This window comes from Flavicella sp. (genome assembly GCF_037132785.1).
Classification (GTDB): domain Bacteria; phylum Bacteroidota; class Bacteroidia; order Flavobacteriales; family Flavobacteriaceae; genus Flavicella.
Genome location: NZ_JBAHZZ010000177.1, coordinates 1 through 22,583 on the forward strand (window position 1 = coordinate 1; position 22,583 = coordinate 22,583).

A 22,583-nucleotide genomic window follows, 5' to 3' on the forward strand; every position below is an offset into this window, starting at 1 on the left:
TGTGTTTGCATTGTCCGCTTAAACTTATTTGAGTATTTTTAGTCCGATTAAGATAAAAACATAAAATAAGTATAAGCTACGTGCAACAGTCCGATAATCTAGCGATTATCTAATCCCACACTAATCTTATACGATCACGTTACCTGCAAGCCGAAAAAAAAAAGCCAGCCGCACAAATTGCACATTTGGTTTTTGCCAACGCTCAAAGCCAAAACACAAAAAACCAAAAGAGCAATTTCTTGCCAACGCTTGATAACTGTAATCTTAAAGAAATAAATTTGACAAAAGAGATAACCATATATTTTGACAAACCTAAACCGTTTGAACCAAGCAATATAAAGCCCTTAAATGGTATTGTTGGTTTGTATTTTATATTTACTCAATCAATTGATATTCAATATCCATTTGATAAATCTAAATTGCTGTATATAGGAATGAGCGAGCGAAAAACCAATAGTATTGGTAGCAGATTATTAGGGCATTATGATGGGAAATCTAAAAATTTAGGATTATCAAATTACAGAAAAGTTGAGCCTTTATTGTTTACTTATATCAATTTTGAAATGCTTAAAAGTATTTGGGATTTCCGTATTGAAGATTTAGAAAGTTATTTTATTCTAAACTTTGTTAAACACTATGGTGTCTATCCTATTTGTAACAATAAATCTGGCTTTGAAATACTTAAAAACAAATTAACAACAAACTTTAAAATTGATTGGAAATATTTTAAATAGAAATGATATGGCAGATAAAGTAAAATCAGGTAAAGAAATATTAGATAATTTTTTTGAAAATATCATAGAAATTAAAGATGTAGATAAAGACATTGCTCAAATGATAAATACACTTTATCAGAACGATAAATTAACAGATATTAATGTGAAGAATGAGCTTCAAAAATTAAGAGAGCAAAATGACAAAAATTAAAAGCATTAATATAAAAGGAATTAGAGGAGCAAAAAATAATTTAGAACTCAACTTAAATGGTAAATCTATTTTACTTTATGGAGATAATGGAACAGGAAAAAGTAGTATTTCAGATTCAATAGAATGGTATTATACAGATAAAGTTGGTCATTTAGCAAGTAATGAAATAGATACTAAAGATGCTTTAAGAAATGCTACTTTAAGCGATACAGATATTTCGGAAGTTGATATTTCTTTTATGAAAGAATCAGAACTTGATTGTTCAAAAACGCTTTCATACAAAGGAAAAAAGTTAACATCTGAATTTCAAAACACTTCAGATAAATTTAATGAGTATATTTCAAAAGCAAATTCTGAAAACTTACTATTTCGATATAAAAACTTAACAGATTTTATTGATAATACCAAAACTGATAAACTAAAATACCTGTCTGATATTATAGGTTTTTCAGAAGTCACCAAGAAAAAAGATGTTTTAAGAAAATGTCATACTGCTATAAAAACCGAAATTAAAACACAAGGATTTGAAGCCCAGATAATTACTCAAAAAGGAATCCTTATTGAAAAAATTGGAGCTTCAATAAGCCAAGAGAAAGATTTATTTGAAAAAGTAAACGAACTAATAAAACCCTTAAAAACTGGTATTGAAGTTAAAACAATCAAGGATATTGATAAAGTTCTTGAGCACATCAAAAAGCCAATAAATAAAAAATTAAATACTGAATTGCAATTTTTAGAAAAAGCAAATGAAGTATTGACTACGCTAAAAAGTGAAATTGTTACAATTAATTTAACTTACGGTAATTACTTTACAGAATTTGATAAAATAGCAAATGATGTACAAAGCATTATGCAAACTTTTTTAGGAAAACTACTTGTATCTGGGAATGCTGTTTTACATAAGAAGTTTCACACAGAAGAAAGTTGTCCTTTGTGTTTACAAGAAAAAGATATTACAGAATTGCGTTCTGAAATTGCCGTAAGATTACAAGAGATTGAAAAATCATCTAAAAAATTAAATTCATTTAAAACAGCACAAGACTTAACCAAAAACATTTCAATTGAGCGTATTAAAAGATTAGACACAGTCTTTTCATACAAATCATTTAAAGAAGACGACCACAAGGCAATTAAACAAGGTTTTGAAGATTTAAAAGACAAGATTGATAAATACAAAACAGCAAGTTTAGAGAAAGTTACTTCTGGCAATAAAATTGCTAATACAAATGAAGTAGAATTGTTACTTACAGATTTTGACTTTCAAAACGGAATTACACAACGAATAAAAGAAATTAAGGAAATTTTCAAAAAAGATAATTCTGCGGTTCTTTACTCAAATATTGATGCTTCAAAAGGAGCTTTTCTAAAAATAAAGCAATTTGAAAAGCAAAAGTCAAAACTTGAAAATCAACGTAAATCATTAGAATTAATATATAACGAGTTCGTAAAGAAACAAAAAGAAGGTCTTGAAAATTTTATCAATACGTTTTCAGGAACAATCAACGAATTTTATCAGGATATGAACCCTGACGAACCTTTTCAAGAAATTAAAATTGTAACTATTGGAAATGATGATGAATTAAAGGGCATTACAATTTCATATAAATACAATGGAAATTGGGTGTCGCCACCACAAAAATATTTTAGTGAATCCCACCTTAATTGTTTTGGTTTATCGTTCTTTTTAGCTTCCGTTAAAGCATTTAATAATACCAATAAATTTATTGTGCTTGATGATGTTATTTCGAGTTTTGATTCAACTCATAGAAAAAGATTTGCTGAATTGATTTTTGAAAAGTTCTCAAAACATCAAATTATTCTACTAACTCACGAAAGAGATTGGTTTACAAATATTGTTAGTCCATTAGCAAAAAAGAAAGGTTGGCTTATTAATGAGATTAAATGGTCTGAATCTAAAGGAACTCATTTTGAAGAAAAACCAAGTGATTTAAAAGAACGAATTGAAACAAATATTGCGGAAAGTAATATTGAAGATTTAGGTAACCCAATCAGACGTTATCTTGAACATTCATTGAAAGAAATTGCTTTGAATATTGGTGCTAAATTAAGTTTTCAATACAACAATGCAAATGAACACAGAATGCCCTATGAATTAATTATGGGAATTAAATCGGAAATCAAGAAGTGTAGTACGGAATTAAAAGCAAAATTCCCTATAATTGACCGAATTGAAAACTCATCAATTTTGGGGAATATATTATCACACGACAACCCTTTTAATCCGAAAATTGGAGATTTGAAAGCATTCTGGTCTGATATAACTGAATTAGAGAATATCTTTATTTGCAAAACAGAAGATTGTAATAGACCGAGAGTGTCTTTAAATAATTATGATACTGTTGCGAAGAAAATAAGATGTGGAGGATGTGGAGAAAAAAAATATGACTGGAAAAAATAGCCAACGCACAAGCCATACACATTTGTAATTCGCTAAAGCCAACGCTACACCCAAAATCACAAAAGAGTATGTCTTTGCCAACGCTAGCAAGTTTGCGAAAAAAAGCCAGACAGGTAACAATGTATATAATTAATGCGGGTTTTGTACTTAATTCAAAGTGCAGTGCTTTCTACAAACAACGCCAAATATAAAATTTAGTTTGTAGGATAAAATACAAGCAAAATTATTATATTTGGCTAAGTGCTAAACCGAAAAGATAGTTCTTTTAAGTTCCGCACTAACCATATACCAACCGTTACCTGCAAGCTGAAAAAAAATCCCACCGCACGGTCAAGCACATTTCATTTTGCTCGTGCCTCACAAAATAAAAAGAGCTTGCCCTCTCCCACCGCCACCCAAACTGAATGATTATTTTAATGCTCATTTCGTGAGATATTGAGATATTATTTCTATTTTGCAAACTGAATTAATATATTCAAAAAATGAACCGAATAAAGGAGGTTTTAGAGAAAAAAGGAATTAAACAAAAATGGCTAGCTGAAGAGTTGGGTAAGAGTTATAATATGGTAAATTCTTATGCTCAAAACAGAAGACAACCAAGTTTGGAAACTTTATTTGAGATTGCAAAAATCTTAAACGTAGAAGTAAAATCATTGATAAAAGAAAATTAATAACCCAAGTACAACAAATGAATATTGTAAAAGAAGCAGATATCGAATATGGATTTGTAGGGAAATTACAAGACTTAAAATATACGTATCGTAAAGATATAAGAACAAAAGACGCTTTAGAGTTAAATTTCAGACAGAAGTTTGAAGCATTGAATAGAGTGAAATTAACCGATACTGAATTTGATAAACTACTAACCGAAATAGTAAATCCAGATGTATTTAAAACATCTAACAGGTTAAGGAAAAAAAACACCTTTATAAGGGAAGACGATACACCATTACATTACACTTTAGTAAATATTAAAGACTGGTGTAAAAATGATTTTGAAGTCATTAATCAGCTTCGAATGAATACAGAAAATAGCAATCATAGATATGATGTTATTTTATTGATAAACGGATTACCTCTTGTACAGATTGAGTTAAAAACGTTGGAGATTAGCCCTAATCGTGCAATGCAACAAATAGTGGACTATAAAAATGATGCTGGAAACGGATATACCAATTCGTTAATGTGCTTTATGCAGTTATTTATAGTTAGTAATCAATCAAGAACGTTTTACTTTTCTAATAACAACAACAAACATTTTGCTTTTAATGCAGACGAGCAGTTTTTACCTGTTTACACCTTAGCCAAAGAAGACAATTCTAAAATTGAAAACTTATTTGATTTTGCTGATAAATTTTTAGCCAAATGTACTTTAGGCGAAATGATTAGTCGCTATATGGTGTTGGTAGAAACGGAGCAGAAAATAATGGTCATGCGTCCCTATCAAATTTATGCAGTAAAAGCTATCGTAGATTGTATAGAACAAGATAGAGGAAACGGATATATTTGGCACACTACAGGAAGTGGAAAAACGCTTACTTCTTTCAAGGCTTCCACGCTGTTAAAAGACAATGATGATATTGAAAAATGCTTATTTGTAGTAGACAGAAAAGATTTAGACAGACAAACAAGAGAAGAGTTTAATAAATTTCAAGAAGGTAGTGTAGAGGAAAACACCAATACCGAAACATTGGTAAGAAGAATGCTATCTACCGATTATGCAGACAAGGTAATTGTTACCACTATTCAAAAATTAGGATTAGCACTTAATCAAAATAGTAAGCGAAACAAACAACAAAAAGAAGACAATAAAGAAACTTATTACGATAGGTTAGCACCTTTAAAAGATAAACGTGTCGTTTTTATTTTTGATGAATGTCACCGTTCTCAATTTGGTGATAATCACGAAGCAATAGTTGAATTTTTCCCAAAAGCACAACTATTCGGTTTTACAGGAACACCTATTTTTGAAGAAAATGCAACGTATAGAACTATTGAAGGCAAACAAGCATCTTATAAAACTACAGAAGATGTATTTCAAAAAGAATTACATGCTTATACCATTACCAATGCAATAGAAGATAGAAACGTATTAAAATTTCATATCGACTATTTCAAACCAGAAAAAAAAGTAACAGTAGGTGACGATTTACATAAGTTAGCCGTAGCAAAAGCCATACTAGATAAACACGATAAAGCAACCCATCACAAACGTTTTAATGCATTATTTGCAACGGCTTCTATTAATGATGCTATTCAGTATTTCGATACTTTTAAAAAGCTACAAGCAGAGAAATTAAAAGAAGACGAAGATTACAAGCCTTTACAAATAGCTTGCGTGTTTTCACCACCTGCCGAGGGCAATAAAGACATCCAGCAAATACAAGAGGATTTACCACAAGAAAAAGCAGATAATACGGTAGAACCTAATAAAAAGAAAGAAGCATTAAATACAATTATTGCGGACTACAACACCCAATACAATACCAACCATAGAATTGCTGATTTCGATTTATATTATCAAGATGTACAAACGCGTATAAAAGACCAAAAATATACAAATGCCGATTATCCTCATAAAAATAAAATTGATGTGATGATTGTGGTAGATATGCTCTTAACTGGTTTCGATTCTAAATATCTAAACACTTTATACGTAGATAAAAATTTAAAGTATCACGGTTTAATACAAGCCTATTCTCGTACCAATAGAGTGATAAACGCTACCAAGCCTTATGGTAATATTTTAGTATTTAGAGACCAAGAAGAAGATGTAAATAAAGCAATGATTCGTTTCTCTGGTGCTAAAATAGAAAAGGCAAAAGAAATTTGGTTGGTAGATGCTGCACCTAAAGTGATAGAAAAATACAAAGAAGCGGTAACGAATCTAAACCAATTTATGGAGGCTAATGGGTTGGACTGTTCGCCTTCTGAGGTGAGTAATTTAAAAGGAGATGAAGCTCGTGCAGGTTTTATAAATGTGTTTAAAGAAATACAACGCTATAAAACACAATTAGACCAATATACCGATTTAGAAGAAACACAAACCGAAACCATTGAAGCATTATTAGCAGAGGATGATTTACGCTCCTTTAAATCTGTGTATTTAGATACTGCCAAACGTTTGCAGGCAGAACAAAACAAAAAAGGAGACAATATACCAGAAGATGTACAACAATTAGATTTTGAATTTGTACTATTCTCTTCTGCGGTTATAGATTACGATTATATTATTGGCTTAATTGCAACCTATACGCAAGACAAACCATCCAAACATAAAATGACACGGGAAGAACTCATAAATCTTCTAGGTTCTAGTGCCAATTTAATGGACGAGCGTGAAGGTATTATTGCCTATATAAACACCTTAGAAGTGGGTTCTGCTTTAGATGAAAAAGACATAAATACAGGCTACCAAAAATTTAAAGACGAAAAATCTGCTAAAGAAATACAAACTATTGCAGAGAACCATAACATTACAGAGGTAAGTTTAAATGCTTTTATTGATGAAATTATGAACCGATTAATTTTTGATGGCGAAAAACTAACCGATTTATTAGCACCCTTAGAATTAGGATGGAAAGACCGTAGTGTAAAAGAAAAAGGGCTGATGGATGAACTTTTGCCATTACTTAATAAACTAGCCCAAGGGCGTGAAATAGCAGGATTAAACGCTTATGAATAGTCAATTTTCAATTACGAATTCTAAATTACAAATTACGAATGATGGAATTGATAATTCTAAATTCGTAATTTGTAATTCAAATCTGGGCGTGCCCCAAGGGTCGGGCTATTCGCTATATCTTTTTTGTAAAAAAACAAAAAAGGATGCCGCTACTATCCCTCACGCAAAAAATAAAAACCTATGAATAAGGAAAAACAAAATATAGTTCCTGCATTGCGTTTTCCTGAGTTTGAAGGTAACTGGAATGTACTAAAAGGTGAAAATATTACTGATAAAATCACTAAAGGAAGCTCACCTAAATGGCAAGGATTTAATTACGTAGATAAAGGTATTTTATTTGTAACAAGTGAGAATGTTAGAGATGGTTTTTTAGACATTTCTAAACCAAAATATTTAGAGTATGGTTTTCACGAAAAACAAAAGAACAGTCAGTTAAAAAAAGGAGATGTTTTAATTAATATTGTTGGAGCTTCAATTGGTCGGAGCACAATTTATAATCTAGATATTGAAGCCAATATTAATCAGGCTGTTGCAATATTCAGAGTAAAAAAACATATTTCAAATAATTTTATTTCATATTGTTTACAACTAGATGAAACACAAGAAAGTATGTTTGGTGTTCAATCTGAATCTGCAAGACCAAATTTATCTCTAACTAATTTAAAGGAATTAATATTTAATATCCCCATATATTCTGAACAACAAAAAATAGCCAATTGTCTATCTTCATTAGACAATCTAATAACAGCAGAAACCGAAAAACTAGACCATTTAAAAGACCATAAAAAAGGGTTGTTACAACAACTATTTCCTGCTAAAGGAGAAACCAAACCACAGTTTCGTTTTCCTGAGTTTGAGAATGATGGAGATTGGGAGGAGAAAACTTTAGGAGATTGTCTTGATTATTTACAACCAACACCTTATTTAGTTAGCAGTACAGATTATAAAGATGAGTATGCAACACCTGTTTTAACTGCAGGGAAAACTTTTATTTTAGGTTACTCTAATGAAAAGGAAGGAATATTTACAGATAAATTACCTGTTATAATTTTTGATGATTTTACCACAGCTTCAAAATTTGTTGATTTTCCTTTTAAAGCAAAATCGTCTGCAATGAAAATGTTATTGGTCAAAGAAGATAATAACATCAAGTTTTTATTTGAAACTATTCAAAACTTAAATTTTGAAGTAAGCACACATAAAAGGCATTGGATTTCTGTTTTTTCAAAACTTGACATTCTAATACCTAAAGACCCAAAAGAACAAGAAAAAATAGCCAATTGTTTTTCTAGTACAGATGATTTAATAAAAGCAGAAACAACAAAAATAGAAACTTTAAAAGCCCATAAAAAAGGCTTAATGCAGCAATTGTTTCCTAATTCAATTACGAATTAATAATTACGAGATGAAAAAAAACGAGCTACAAGAAATAAACAACTTTGTGATTTTTGAAACAGAAAAAGGCAAGGTAAATATTGATGTGTATTTTAAAGACGAAACACTTTGGCTTACTCAAAAACGCATTGCAGAACTGTTTGAAAAAGACAGGACAGTTATTAGCAAACATCTCAAAAATATTTTTGAAAGTGATGAATTGCACGAAAATTTGGTATGTGCAAATTTTGCACACACCACTCAACACGGAGCCATAGAAGGAAAAACGCAAACTAAAGAAGTAAAATTTTACAATCTTAAAGCTATTACAGCAGTTGGTTACCGTGTAAACTCACCAAAAGCAACCGCATTTAGAAAATGGGCTACGGATATACTACACGAATACATCATCAAAGGTTTTGCAATGGATGATGCCCGATTAAAACAAATAAAACATTTTGGTAAAGATTATTTTGATGAAATGCAGGAACGAATTCGTGAAATTCGTTTAAGTGAAAGACGTTTATATCAAAAAATAACCGACATCTATGCCTTGTCTGCAGATTACGATAATAAAGATGCCATTACGAAGCATTTTTTTGCAAGTGTACAAAACAAACTGCATTGGGCAATTACAGGTAAAACAGCCGCAGAAATTATTTACACAGAAGCAGATGCTACTATAATTTTTATGGGTTTAAAAACTTGGAAACAAGCACCTGAAGGTAAAATATTAAAAAGTGATGTAAGTGTAGCAAAAAACTATTTAAATGAAGAACACATTAAAGCATTACAGAGAATTGTAACTTCTTACCTAGATTTAGCCGAAAGTAGAGCAACCAACAGAATGGTAATGAATATGAAAGATTGGGATAAATTTTTAATTCAGTTTTTAGAATTAGCAGATTATCCTATTCTTACCCATAAAGGTAAAATAACGATGTTGGAAGCTAAACTAAAAGCAGAAACAGAATATAATAGCTTTAGAGTAATTCAAGACCAAAATTACATCTCAGATTTTGATGCAGAGATAAGTCAATTACCAATTACGAATCAAAAATTACGAGATGAAAAAGAATAATATCATACAAGAAAAGTCCTTTGCTTTTGCCGTAAGAGTTGTAAACTTATATAAATACTTAACTACGGAGAAAAGGAATATGTGTTATCTAAGCAATTGCTAAGAAGTGGCACTTCTGTTGGTGCAAATATTGAGGAATCTATTGGAGGACAATCAGAAAGAGATTTTTTATCCAAATTGAGTATTTCTTACAAAGAAGCAAGAGAATCTAAATATTGGTTAAAGTTATTATTAGCTACAGACTATCTTAATAAAGAGCAAGCTGATAGTTTAATAAATGATGCAGAAGAAATCTGTAAAATTATAGGAAGTATTCAAGTAACAATGAAAAAGAAAATTCGTAATTCGTAATTGAAAATTCGTAATTAAAATAATATGACAGCAAAACAAAAACAAGAAGAATTAGGGAAAGTACTTTGGGATATCGCAAACGATTTAAGAGGTGCGATGAATGCAGATGATTTTCGTGATTATATGCTATCCTTTTTATTTTTACGTTACTTATCAGATAATTATGAGGGTTCTGTAAAAAAAGAATTAGGTTCAGATTATCCTATATTAGCAAAAGAAGATAAGCGTACACCGCTTTCTGTTTGGTATGAAGATAACGAAGAGGACATAGAACCATTTGAAAAACAAATGCGTAAAAAAGTGCATTATGTTATAAAGCCAGAATATTTATGGGCAAGCATATCAGAATTAGCACGTACCCAACATAATGATTTATTAAGTGACCTTCAAGATGGATTTAAGTACATAGAAAATGAATCTTTTGAAAGTTCCTTTAAAGGCTTATTCTCAGAAATCAATCTAGATTCAGAAAAACTAGGAAAAACCTATACAGATAGAAATAAAACACTCTGTAAGATAATTAAAAGTATTTCTGATGGTATTTCAGAGTTTTCAACCGATAGCGATACACTTGGTGATGCTTACGAGTATTTAATTGGTGAATTTGCAGCAGGTTCAGGTAAAAAAGCAGGTGAGTTTTATACACCACAGCAATTATCTACCATTCTGTCAGAAATTGTAACCTTAGATAGTCAAAACCCAAAAGCAGGTAAAAAGAAAAAACTCAATAGAGTATTAGATTTTGCTTGTGGTTCTGGTTCTTTACTTTTAAATGTAAAAAGTAAAATTGAAAACCAAGAAGGCGGTGGTACGATTAGCCGAATCTACGGTCAAGAAAAAAACATAACAACATACAATTTAGCACGTATGAATATGTTGTTGCACGGAGTAAAAGATTCTGAATTTGAAATATTTCACGGAGATACTTTAAAAAACGAATGGGATATTTTAAACGAAATGAATCCTGCTAAAAAATACACCTTTGATGCTATTGTAGCAAATCCACCTTTTAGTTTACGTTGGGATGCATCAGAAGCAATGGGCGAAAATTTCCGTTATAAAAATTACGGTTTAGCACCAAAATCGGCAGCAGATTTCGCCTTTTTATTACACGGTTTCCACTTTTTAAGTGATGAAGGTACAATGGCTATTATTTTACCTCACGGAGTTTTATTTAGAGGCGGAGCAGAATCTCGAATTAGAACCAAACTATTAAAAGACGGAAATATTGATACTGTTATTGGCTTACCTTCTAACTTATTCTTTTCAACAGGAATCCCTGTATGTATTTTAATATTGAAGAAATGTAAAAAGGATGATGATGTACTATTTATAAATGCAAGTGAGCATTATAAAAAAGAGAAACGCCAAAATATTTTACGTGAAGGAAAAGATGGAGAAGCCAATGATATTCAAAAAATTGTAGAAACCTATCAAAACCGACCTGAAAAAATTGAGCGTTATGCACGTAGAGTTTCTATGGAAGAAATAGAGAAGAACGATTACAACCTGAATATTTCTCGGTATGTAAGTACGGCAATAGCAGAAGTTAAAATTGACTTAAAAGAAGTGAATGAAAAACTGGCAGATATTGAAAAGAAAGCGAATAAATCATTGAAAGAGCATAATAAATTTTTAACAGAATTAGGTTTGGAAACGATTTGAATGGTTGAATAAGCCAACGCAAGTTCAAGCACATTTAAAGTTTGCTCGTGCCTCACAAATTTAAAAGAGCTTTCACGCCAACGCTAGCAAGTTTGCGGAATAAAAAAGCCAGACAGGTAACAATGTATAAAAAACATAGGGCGTTTGTGCTAAACCGCAAGCTCTGTGTTTATTTACAAAGTCCACTAAATATAAAATTTGGCATTTAATAGAAAAATAAAAGCAAAATATTTATATTTAGCTAAGTAATAAACCGAAACGAAAGTGCTTTTTTACTGCCCTACGTTTCTTATACTAACCGTTAGGTGCAAGCTAAAAAAAAAGCCACCACACGGTCAAGCACATTTAATTTTGTTCGTACCTCACAAAATAAAAAGAGCTTGTCCTTTCCCACCACCATCCATACCGAATGATTATTTTTATACTCATATCGTGAGATGTTAATGAAATATTATTACATTAGCACTCTGAATTAAATTATTCAAAAATGAACCGAATAAAAGAGGTTTTAGACACAAAAGGAATTAAGCAAATCTGGTTGGCTGAACAATTAGGAAAAAGCTATAATATGGTAAATTCTTATGCTCAGAACAGAAGACAACCGAGTATTGAAGATTTGTACAAGATTGCAAAAATCTTAAACGTAAGTGCAAAAGAACTATTAGTAGACTAAAATTTTAGAAAAAATATAAATGGCAAAACAAGTAAAAACAAAATCAATAGAAGAAACGCTTTGGCAAGCCTGCGATAAATTAAGAGGCTCGGTAGAATCTAGCGAATACAAACACGTAGTTTTAGGACTTATCTTCTTAAAATTTGCCAGCGATAAATTTGAAGAACGCAGAGAAGAACTCATTGCTGAAGGCAAAGAAAAGTACGTAGAAATGAAAGATTTCTACAATATGAAAAACGTATTTTTCTTATTGGAAGATTCGCGTTGGTCTTTTATAAAAGCCAATGCCAAACAAGACGATTTAGCATTAAAAATAGATACTGCCTTACACAACATAGAAAAAAACAATCCTGCTTTAAAAGGAGCATTGCCTGACAATTATTTTTCTCGTTTAGGACTAGACAAAACCAAACTCGCTTCGCTTATTGATAAGATTAGCGAAATAAATACCATTGCCGATAAACAAAACGATATTGTTGGACGAGTGTACGAGTATTTCCTAGCCAAATTTGCCATAAAAGAAGGAAAGGGAAAAGGAGAATTTTATACACCAAAAAGTATTGTAAACCTTATTGCCGAAATGATAGAACCTTACCAAGGTATTATTTATGACCCTGCTTGTGGTTCTGGTGGTATGTTTGTACAGTCTATTAAGTTTTTAGAAAGCCATCACGGAAACAAAAAAGAGGTTTCTGTATATGGGCAAGAATATACCAATACGACCTACAAACTGGCTAAAATGAATTTAGCAATTAGAGGTATTTCTGCCAATTTGGGCGAAAAAGCAGCCGATACTTTTGGCAATGACCAACACCCAGATTTAAAAGCCGATTTTATAATGGCAAACCCGCCTTTTAACCAAAAAGATTGGAGAGCGGAAAGTGAATTGACAGACGACCCAAGATGGAAAGGTTATGATGTACCGCCAAAATCTAATGCCAATTATGGATGGATTTTAAATATGGCTTCTAAACTCTCCGATAATGGAGTTGCTGGTTTTATACTAGCAAATGGTGCACTTTCTGGTGGAGGAGACGAATATAAAATAAGACGTAAATTAATTGAAAATAATATGGTAGAAGCCATTATTATTCTTCCACAAAATATGTTTTACACGACTAACATTTCTGTAACACTTTGGATTTTAAACAAAAACAAAACAGCAAAAACCGTAGATAAAGGAGACGAAACTCGTAACTACCGTAAACGGGAAGAAGAAATCTTGTTTATGGATTTACGCAAAAAAGGAGAACCTTTCGAGAAAAAATACATTCAGTTTTCGCCTACGCAAATACAAGATATTGCTGAAACCTTTCATACTTGGCAAACCAATAAAGATGCCTACCAAGATATACCAGAATATTGTTACTCTGCCAATAAAACAGAAGTAGAAAAAAAGGATTTTTCTTTAGTACCTAGTAAATACATAGAATTTGTAAACCGAGACGAAAACATAGATTTTGATACCAAAATGAAAAGTTTACAAACCGAATTAAAAGACCTTTTGGCACAAGAAGAACAATCTAAAGCCGATTTACAAAACGTTTTTAAAACCTTGGGCTATGAGTTATAAACGAATAGGCGATTTTATAGAATTAGTTGATGAACGAAACAAAGATTTATCAATAACTAAATTACTAGGTTTAAGTATTTCAAAACAATTTATTCCTTCTGTGGCAAATACCATTGGAACGAATATGAAAACCTATAAAATAATTCGGAAAAATCAATTTGCTTGTAGTGTAATGCAGGTAAGAAGAGATGGAAAAATGCCTGTTGCATTATTAAAAGAATTTGATGAAGCAATTATTTCGCAAGCGTACCCTGTTTTTCAGGTAATTGATGAAACTGAATTACTGCCAGATTATTTAATGATGTGGTTTACTCGTTCGGAATTTGATAGGCAAGCAACCTTTCACGCAGTTGGTGGCGTTAGGGGAAGTTTAGAGTGGGAAGATTTTTTAGATTTTGAACTCCCAATCCCATCCATAGAAAAACAACAACAAATAGTAGCCGAATACAATACGGTAACAAACCGCATAAACCTAAACAACCAACTCAACCAAAAACTAGAAGAAACCGCACAAGCATTGTACAAACATTGGTTTGTAGATTTTGAGTTTCCTAATACAGAAAATAAACCTTATAAATCTTCTGGTGGCAAAATGGTTTTTAATGAAGAATTGGAAAAAGATATTCCTGTTGGATGGAGTTTAAAAAGATTGAATGAAATCTCGAAAATTACAATGGGTCAATCACCTAGTGGTGAAACTTATAATGAATTAGGAGTTGGTGAAGTTTTTTATCAAGGTAGAACAGATTTTGGTTTTAGATTACCAACAATAAGAAGTTATACAACTGAACCAAAAAGGATAGCAAAAAAAGGAGATATATTAATGTCTGTCCGTGCACCCGTTGGTGATTTAAATATTGCAAATACAGATTGCTGTATAGGTAGAGGAATATCTTCAATTAGAAGTATTGAAGCGAGTTATACTTTTTACTTAATGAAAAATTTTAAAAAACTATTTGATTCAAGTAAAGGAACAGGGACTATTTTTAGCTCAATAAATAAAGATGAGTTATTTGATTTAAAAATCATTTACAATAAAGAAATAGCTATATTTTTTAATAATAAAATCAATAAAGTAGACAAGTCTATATATAAGAATTGCGAACAAATAGTAGTCCTCCAAGAATTTCAAAGCCTATTATTAGCAAAAATGACACAGCAAGAAACTAAACTTCAAGCCGTATGAGTCAAGACCAAATATTAATATATCAAAACATAAAAATAATGGTTAATGATAAATTATTAATGGTTAATGAATGGGAGGTAATTAATCATTTACCATTAACAACTTACAATTATGAAAAATGACCAAATATTAATATACCAAAACCAAGACGGTAACATAAAAATAGATGTTCATTTAGAAGGTGAAACCGTTTGGCTTACCCAAGTACAAATGGCAACCTTGTTTGGCAAAGCAAAATCTACCATAAGCGAACATACTAAAAACGTGTTTTCAGAGGGAGAATTAGATAAAATGGCAACCGTTCGGAATTTCCGAACAGTTCAGCAAGAAGGAGACAGGAAAATAATGGTTAAGGGTAAATTATTAATGGTTAATGAATGTGCAAACATTCACCATTCACAACTAATAATTAACAATTAGAAAAATGAACCCACTCATTATATACCAAACAGAAGATGGAAAAGTCAAAATAGAAACACATTTTGAAAATGAGAGCGTTTGGTTAAGTCAGGCTCAGATTTCTGAATTGTTTCAAAAAGAAAGAAGTGTTATTACCAAGCACATTGGTAAAATCTTTAAAGATGGAGAATTGCTTGAAAAAAGCAATGTGCAATTTTTGCACATTAGTGGTTCAGACAAGCGCGTAAAATTTTATAGTCTTGATGTAATCATATCAGTTGGTTACCGAGTAAAATCGCACAGAGGTGTGCATTTCAGAAAATGGGCAACAGCACTTATCAAAGAGTATTTGATAAAAGGTTTTGCAATGAACGATGATTTACTAAAACAAGCAGGTGGCGGTAATTATTTTGAAGAATTATTGGCTCGTATTCGTGATATACGTTCGTCAGAAAAAGTGTTTTGGCGTAAAGTATTAGATGTATATGCTACAAGTATAGATTACGACTCAAAAACAGAGCAATCCATAAGCGTTTTTAAAACCATACAAAACAAAATGCATTGGGCAAGTCACGGAGAAACAGCAGCCGAAACAGTTTATAATCGTGTAGATGCTACAAAAGAAGATATTGGTCTTAGTAATTTTAAAGGCGAAACACCAACAAAACGAGAAGTAGAAGTAGCAAAAAATTATTTGGCAGAAGACGAGTTAAATATTCTAAACCGAATGGTAACGGCATTTTTAGAAATTGCAGAAATCCAAGCTTTAGACCGCACACCAATGTATATGGCAGATTGGATAAAGCAATTAGACAATTTCTTAAAACTGACCAATAAAAATATTTTATCGCATTCAGGAACAATTAGCCACCAAAAAGCAATTGAAAAGGCTCACGGAGAATATAAGATATATAAAGAGAAAATAAAGAATAGACTATCACAGGTAGAGAAAGATTTCATCAATCAAATTGAAGATGAAACTAAAAGGCTAAAAAAATGAAAAAATTTACAGAAGCACAATTAGAATCTGCCTTTGCAGAATTAATAGCAAATGAAGGTTATCCTCATCACTTAGGCAACACACTTAACCGTGCAGAAGATGAAGTGATTTTAGCAGATGATTTACGTGCTTTTTTATTACAAAAATATCAATTAGAAAATTTAACAGAATCAGAAGCCAATAGTATTATTCTACAAATAAAAACTTTGCCTGCTTCCGATTTATACGAGAGCAATAAACGTTTTATGCGTATGCTTTCTGATGGTTTTATTTTAAAACGTGAAGACCACAGTCAAAAAGATATTTACATTCAATTAATAGATTATTCTGGTTTAGAAAATCAAACTCAAAGCGATACTATAGAAACCATAGTAGCCGAACCAAAACTACAATATGGCGATACAAATATTTACAAATTTGTTACCCAATTAGAAATTACAGAAGCCAACCACAAACGTATTCCAGATGGTATTTTATATATCAATGGTTTGCCTTTGGTAGTTTTTGAGTTTAAATCTGCCATACGAGAAGAAGCAACCATACACAATGCTTACGAACAAATTACGGTACGTTACAAAAGAGACATTCCACAACTGTTTATTTACAATGCTTTTTGTGTAATAAGTGATGGTGTTAACAACAAAGCAGGTTCGTTTTTTGCACCCTATGAGTTTTATTATGCCTGGAGACGTGTAGCAGGTTTAGCCAAAGATGTAGATGGAATTGATTCTATGTTTACCTTGGTTCAAGGAATGTTGCACAAAAACCGTTTACGTGACATTATTCGCAATTTTATTTACTTACCAGACAGTAGTAAAAAAGACGAGAAAATTCTGTGTCGTTATCCACAATACTATGCGGCAAGAGCCTTATACGATACTATAAAAATAGCTCAAAAAAATACAGACGGCACAGGTGGAGATGGAAAAGGTGGAACTTATTTTGGCGCTACAGGTTGTGGTAAAAGTTTTACAATGCTTTTCTTGACACGTTTATTAATGAAAAGTGCCCATTTTGGTAATCCTACTATTCTTTTAATTACGGATAGAACAGATTTAGACGACCAATTATCGGCACAATTTACCAATGCAAAAAATTATATTGGAGATAATGGGATTATAAGTGTAGAAAGCAGAAAACAATTGCGAGAAAAACTACAAGGTTGCGAATCAGGTGGCGTGTTTTTAACGACCATTCATAAGTTTACAGAAGACTTGGCTTTGCTTACCGAAAGAACCAATGTAATTTGTATTTCAGATGAAGCACACCGTAGTCAAACCAATTTAGACCAAAAAGTAACCGTTACAGAAAAAGGAGTTAAAAAAACCTATGGTTTTGCAAAATACCTACATGACTCTTTACCCAATGCTACTTTTGTAGGATTTACAGGTACACCAATTGATGCTACTTTAGATGTTTTTGGTAAAGTAGTAGATGCCTACACAATGACTGAATCTGTAAAAGATGAAATTACGGTTCGTATTGTTTATGAAGGAAGAGCAGCCAAGGTAATTTTGAATAATAGTGAATTGGCTAAAATAGAAGCTTATTATAATGAAGCTGCTAGTGAAGGTGCGAATGATTATCAGGTAGAAGAAAGCAAAAAGCAGTCGGCTAATATGAATGCTGTTTTGGGCGACCCAGATATTTTAAAGAAAATAGCCAATGACTTTGTTACGCATTACGAAAATCGTGTTAATGAAGGAGCAACCGTAAAAGGCAAAGCAATGTTTGTATGTAGTAGCCGACCAATTGCCTATGCTTTTTATCAAAATTTAATTGTCTTACGTCCAGAATGGGCAGAAGTGAAAATAGCAGAAGACGGAGCAGAATTGTCAGACAAAGACAAGAAAGAAATAAAACCAATGCAACGTGTTAAAATGATAATGACACGTGGTAAAGACGACCCAAAAGAAATGTACGATATGCTGGGTTCTAAAGAGTATCGAAAAGAACTCGACCGTCAGTTTAAAAACGAAAAATCGAACTTTAAAATCGCTATTGTAGTCGATATGTGGTTAACAGGATTTGATGTGCCGTTTTTAGATAGTATGTATATCTACAAACCTATATCGCAACACAATTTAATACAAACAATATCTCGTGTAAACCGAAAATATGCAGGTAAAAATAAAGGATTAGTAGTCGATTATATCGGAATTAAAAAAGCAATGAATTTGGCATTAGCCAAGTACAACAAAGGTGACCAAGATAATTTTGAAGATATAGATGCTTCTTTGACAGCTGTTCGTGACCAATTAGATTTGTTGGCTAAAATTTTCCATAAGTTTGATAACTCTAAATATTTTAATGGCTCGCCACTAGACCAATTAAATACATTAAACCAAGCAGCCGAATTTGCCCAAATAACCAAAAATAGAGAAACTCGTTTTATGGGATTGGTAAAACGCTTAAAAGCCGCTTATGATATTTGTGCAGGAAGTGAAAAATTGACCCAAACCGAAAGAGATTATACCCACTTTTATTTAGCCGTTCGTTCTATCGTCTTTAAACTAACCAAAGGAAATGCACCAGACACCGCACAGATGAATAAGAGAGTGCGAGAAATGATAAAAGACGCTTTACAAAGTGATGGTGTAGAAGAAATATTTAAAATTGGAGAAGATGCCGATAGCAAGCAAGATATTTTTGATGATGATTATTTAGCAAAGTTGGACAAGATAAAAATGCCCAACACCAAAATAAAACTCTTGCAACAATTGCTCGCAAAAGCAATTGGAGAAATTAAAAAAGTAAACCAAGTAAAAGGAGTCGATTTTACTAAAAAAATGGAAGCCTTAGTAGAGCGTTACAACGACCGTAGCGAAAATGATGTGCTACGTAGTGAAGTTTATGATGAAATGGCAGATGCATTAACAGATATGATTATGCAGGTACGTGATGAATTTGATTCAGGAGACGAACTCGGAATTGACTTTGAAGAAAAAGCCTTTTACGACATCTTGCTAGCACTTTGTCAGAAATACGATTTTACGTATCCTGATGAAAAACTAATTGACTTGGCTAAGAAAGTGAAAGAATTGGTTGATAGTCAATCGAAATTCCCTGATTGGAGTAAACGAGACGATATAAAATCAGCCTTAAAAGTTGGATTAATATTACTATTGGATGAATTTGGATATCCTCCAGTAGATAAAGATGAAGTATATCAAGAAATATTTACACAAGCGGAGAATTATAAGAAGCATAATACGAAATAAGCCAACGCAAGTTCAAGCACATTTAAAGTTTGCTCGTACCTCACAAATTTAAAAGAGCTTTCACGCCAACGCTAGCAAGTTTGCGGAAAGAAAAAAAGCCAGACACCTAACAATGTATAAAAAACATAGGGCGTTTGTGCTAAACTTAAAGGTCTGTGCATATTAACAAAGTCCGCTAAATATAAAATTTGGCATTTAAGTGAAAAATAAAAGCAAAATATTTATATTTAGCTAATTAATAAACCGAAACGAAAGTGCTTATTTACTGCCCTACGTTTCTTATACTAAACGTTATGCCCAAGCAAAAACCTAGAACATATTTATGAAAATTAATGCGAAAGAATATTTAAAGGAATTTGCTAAATCACAATCTGATTGGTTAAAATTCTTAATTTATGAAGTCATTGAATCTAATGGGAATATTTCTGATGATAAAAAATTAGAAGTATATAGTAATTTAACAAATGACACCGCTTTAACCATTAATGAACCTAATATAAATGCTAATAATTCTAGTGAGGAAATTCGCATAATATCGTTAGAACATAATAAAGGTGTAAATGCTTTAAAGCAATCTCAAACTATTAAGTTCCACAATGATGTTACTATACTATATGGATTAAATGGAGCAGGAAAAAGTAGTTACTTTAAGGTATTAAATGAAATTGTAGGTGGAAATCAAAAGAAGAAAGTTTCTTCTAACATATATTTAGACAATCCAACAACAATTGATGTAAATATCTCTTTTAAAGAAAAGAACAAATCAATTCAAACAATAAACTGGAATGGGAACACTCGTGCACTTGATATCTTAAACAAATGTAAAGTTTTTGACTCTTCATATCTGAATGGTTTATTAGAAACTCGAAAGGCAGACAGTACGCTAATACAACCATTAGGGTTAAATATTTTTTCAAGTTTGGTCGTTTTAATTGATAAATTTAAAAGACAACTGAATGATAATGCTGACAAGAAAAGATTAGAAAAACCAACACTAGAACTGAAATATTTTCAAAATGAAATAAAGACATCATTTGAAAATAATCAAATTTCTAAATCAATAAAAACACAGATTGAAAAATTATTTGATTTTACAACAGAAAGTACTGATAATCTCATCACAGTAAAAAAAGAAATTGAAGATTTAAAGCAAATAAATATTCAAGATAAAATCAAGCTTAAACAGAGTGATAAAACAGATATTAAGAATATTAAAACATACATAGAAAATACTCACAAAAAACTATCTGAATTTCGTAGCAATATTAAAATTGAATTAGAATCAATAACAAAACACAAGGAAGCTAACGAATTAGCTAAAAAACAATTTGAAATTCTATCAACAATTCCAAATAGTGATAATTCTGAATGGAAAGAATTTATTAAATCTGGTGAAAAATATACTTCAAAAGTAGAGGATAGTGACAAAGTATGCATTTATTGTCGTCAAACTTTACGAAACGAAAATGCAACGGAATTAATTAGAGCTTATGGAAATTATTTAAAAGACGAATCTGAACAAAAATTAAATAAATCCATAAAATCAATAAATCAAATAAAAAAGAATATTGAAACTTTTTCTATTGAATTGATAATTAAAAAGAATATTCAAGAGATTTTAGAAAAAAACAAACTTGAAGGAGATAATGAATTGTTTTACAGTGTAATTCTAAAGACAAATGCTCAATTCACTTTAGAGAGAGAAATATTAATTAAACAAATTAATATTGGAAATTTCAAACCAAAAAACGACTTACTTGCTATTGAAATTATCACTAACAAATTAAATTCTATTTCCGTATCGATTAAAAATGGAATTGATACGTTATTGGATGATAACACTAAAAAAGTAACTAAGATTGAAAAATTAGAAATCTCATTAAAACAACTTCAAGAAAACGAATCTATAAGTAAACAAAAAGAGAACATTAAAAAGTGGTTTGAAGCTGATGTTTTAGAAAACAAAACAAGAAAAATAGCATCAAAAATTAACACTAGAAGTATTACAGAGCTATCCAAACAAGCACATAGCCAACTATTAACTGAAGCTCTTAAAGAGAGTTTTAAAGAAGAGTTAAGTTTTCTTGGTTATAGTAACTTAAAAGTAAAAATAGAGAATGCTCAGGGTGGTAAAGGAACTTCAAGTACTAAATTAATGCTATCGAAAAGTAACGATATTAAAGCTATATTAAGTGAAGGAGAACAAAAGGCGGTTGTATTAGCATTGTTCATTGCGGAAGCAAAAATTCAAAAAAGTAAAAACCCAATAATACTTGATGACCCAGTTAATAGTCTAGACCATAGAATAGCTGGAAAATTCGCTCAAAGGTTATTAAAGTTGGATAATCAAATAATTTTATTTAATCATAATCGATTGTTCCTTGATGCGTTTGAAACTTCAAAAGAAAACCATATTTGTAAAACTATAGATTCCGATTGTAATAAATCAAAAGGAAAACATATAAGAGTTTATCAAGTCAATAGTGAAGGTCAAAATATAAAAGGTGTTTTAAGAAACTATAAATCTAACAAGGCAAAAGAGCATCTATCAGAAATTAAAAGACTGTTACAAAACTCTCCGTTTGAAGAAGAATTGAAAACAGCTAGTTTATTAAGAAAAACCGTTGAGTGTGTAATAGATGAAGTCGTATTTAATAATCAACTTCCTACAAAATATAGTAATAAGAATAGTCGAATATCTTGGGCAGAACTCAAAAAGTTAAAAAATGATAATGAAACAATTGACAAACTCGAAAATATTCACGGGAGAGCGTCTGGAGGAGAAATGCACAATGGAACAGAAAATAATGAAAACCCGATAGAACTTGAAGAATTCATTACTATGGTTTCTGTTATTGAAAATATTATGAACTAAAGAGCCAGGGCATAACAATGGTAATCGTTGCACAAGCCTCTAAAGACATTAAATAATCACTCAAAAGCTCCTTTCATAGGGGCTTTTGTTTTTTGAAGCTAGGTTTTAGGATGGAAATTAAATAAGCTCTAGTGACTTTATTTGAACCCTGAAC

At 31.2% G+C, this 22,583-nt stretch carries 15 protein-coding genes and 1 pseudogene; all 16 read left to right on the forward strand.

The annotated features are described in order from the left end of the window. Positions 1-278 precede the first annotated feature (278 nt). The 16 genes and pseudogenes from V5787_RS11120 (at position 279) to V5787_RS11195 (ending at position 22,429) form a co-directional block, all read left to right on the forward strand. Positions 279-734 carry a hypothetical protein gene (locus V5787_RS11120; protein WP_336893287.1) on the forward strand — a complete coding sequence of 152 codons (456 nt, stop codon included), beginning with the start codon at positions 279-281 and terminating at the stop codon, positions 732-734. Between the two features lie 7 nt (positions 735-741). Next, positions 742-927: a hypothetical protein gene (locus V5787_RS11125; RefSeq protein WP_336893288.1), complete on the forward strand. Its 186-nt coding sequence runs from the start codon at positions 742-744 to the stop codon at positions 925-927. Beyond that, on the forward strand, positions 914-3,346 hold the full coding sequence (locus V5787_RS11130) for a hypothetical protein (protein WP_336893289.1): 2,433 nt from the start codon (positions 914-916) through the stop codon (positions 3,344-3,346). The genes V5787_RS11125 and V5787_RS11130 overlap by 14 nt, the downstream gene beginning before the upstream one ends. 482 nt (positions 3,347-3,828) lie before the next feature. Further along, the gene (locus V5787_RS11135) at positions 3,829-4,017 is read left to right on the forward strand and encodes a helix-turn-helix transcriptional regulator (protein WP_336893290.1); all 189 of its coding nucleotides are present in this window, start codon (positions 3,829-3,831) and stop codon (positions 4,015-4,017) included. A gap of 17 nt (positions 4,018-4,034) precedes the next feature. Then, positions 4,035-7,031 carry a type I restriction endonuclease subunit R gene (locus tag V5787_RS11140; RefSeq protein ID WP_336893291.1) on the forward strand — a complete coding sequence of 999 codons (2,997 nt, stop codon included), beginning with the start codon at positions 4,035-4,037 and terminating at the stop codon, positions 7,029-7,031. A gap of 180 nt (positions 7,032-7,211) precedes the next feature. Next, positions 7,212-8,426 carry a restriction endonuclease subunit S gene (locus tag V5787_RS11145; RefSeq protein ID WP_336893292.1) on the forward strand — a complete coding sequence of 405 codons (1,215 nt, stop codon included), beginning with the start codon at positions 7,212-7,214 and terminating at the stop codon, positions 8,424-8,426. A gap of 10 nt (positions 8,427-8,436) precedes the next feature. Then, entirely contained in the window at positions 8,437-9,486 is a 1,050-nt protein-coding gene (locus V5787_RS11150; protein WP_336893293.1) for a virulence RhuM family protein, read from the forward strand. Further along, positions 9,473-9,837, forward strand: a pseudogene (locus V5787_RS11155) (four helix bundle protein). The gene V5787_RS11150 and the pseudogene V5787_RS11155 overlap by 14 nt, the downstream one beginning before the upstream one ends. Before the next feature lie 24 nt (positions 9,838-9,861). Then, positions 9,862-11,502, forward strand: coding sequence for a type I restriction-modification system subunit M (locus V5787_RS11160; RefSeq protein WP_336893294.1), 1,641 nt, complete (start codon positions 9,862-9,864; stop codon positions 11,500-11,502). 487 nt (positions 11,503-11,989) lie between these two features. Further along, positions 11,990-12,175, forward strand: coding sequence for a helix-turn-helix transcriptional regulator (locus V5787_RS11165; RefSeq protein ID WP_336893295.1), 186 nt, complete (start codon positions 11,990-11,992; stop codon positions 12,173-12,175). A 19-nt stretch (positions 12,176-12,194) separates the two neighbouring features. Further along, the gene (locus V5787_RS11170) at positions 12,195-13,748 is read left to right on the forward strand and encodes a class I SAM-dependent DNA methyltransferase (protein WP_336893296.1); all 1,554 of its coding nucleotides are present in this window, start codon (positions 12,195-12,197) and stop codon (positions 13,746-13,748) included. Beyond that, positions 13,738-14,934 (forward strand): restriction endonuclease subunit S, encoded by a 1,197-nt coding sequence (locus V5787_RS11175; protein ID WP_336893297.1) that lies wholly within the window; start codon positions 13,738-13,740, stop codon positions 14,932-14,934. The genes V5787_RS11170 and V5787_RS11175 overlap by 11 nt, the downstream gene beginning before the upstream one ends. A gap of 111 nt (positions 14,935-15,045) precedes the next feature. Beyond that, positions 15,046-15,354, forward strand: a complete 309-nt coding sequence (locus tag V5787_RS11180; protein WP_336893298.1) for a hypothetical protein — start codon at positions 15,046-15,048, stop codon at positions 15,352-15,354. Between the two features lie 4 nt (positions 15,355-15,358). Further along, the gene (locus V5787_RS11185) at positions 15,359-16,333 is read left to right on the forward strand and encodes a virulence RhuM family protein (RefSeq protein WP_336893299.1); all 975 of its coding nucleotides are present in this window, start codon (positions 15,359-15,361) and stop codon (positions 16,331-16,333) included. Beyond that, positions 16,330-19,554, forward strand: coding sequence for an HsdR family type I site-specific deoxyribonuclease (locus tag V5787_RS11190; RefSeq protein ID WP_336893300.1), 3,225 nt, complete (start codon positions 16,330-16,332; stop codon positions 19,552-19,554). The genes V5787_RS11185 and V5787_RS11190 overlap by 4 nt, the downstream gene beginning before the upstream one ends. Before the next feature lie 322 nt (positions 19,555-19,876). Beyond that, positions 19,877-22,429 carry a hypothetical protein gene (locus tag V5787_RS11195; RefSeq protein WP_336893301.1) on the forward strand — a complete coding sequence of 851 codons (2,553 nt, stop codon included), beginning with the start codon at positions 19,877-19,879 and terminating at the stop codon, positions 22,427-22,429. Positions 22,430-22,583: the final 154 nt, after the last annotated feature.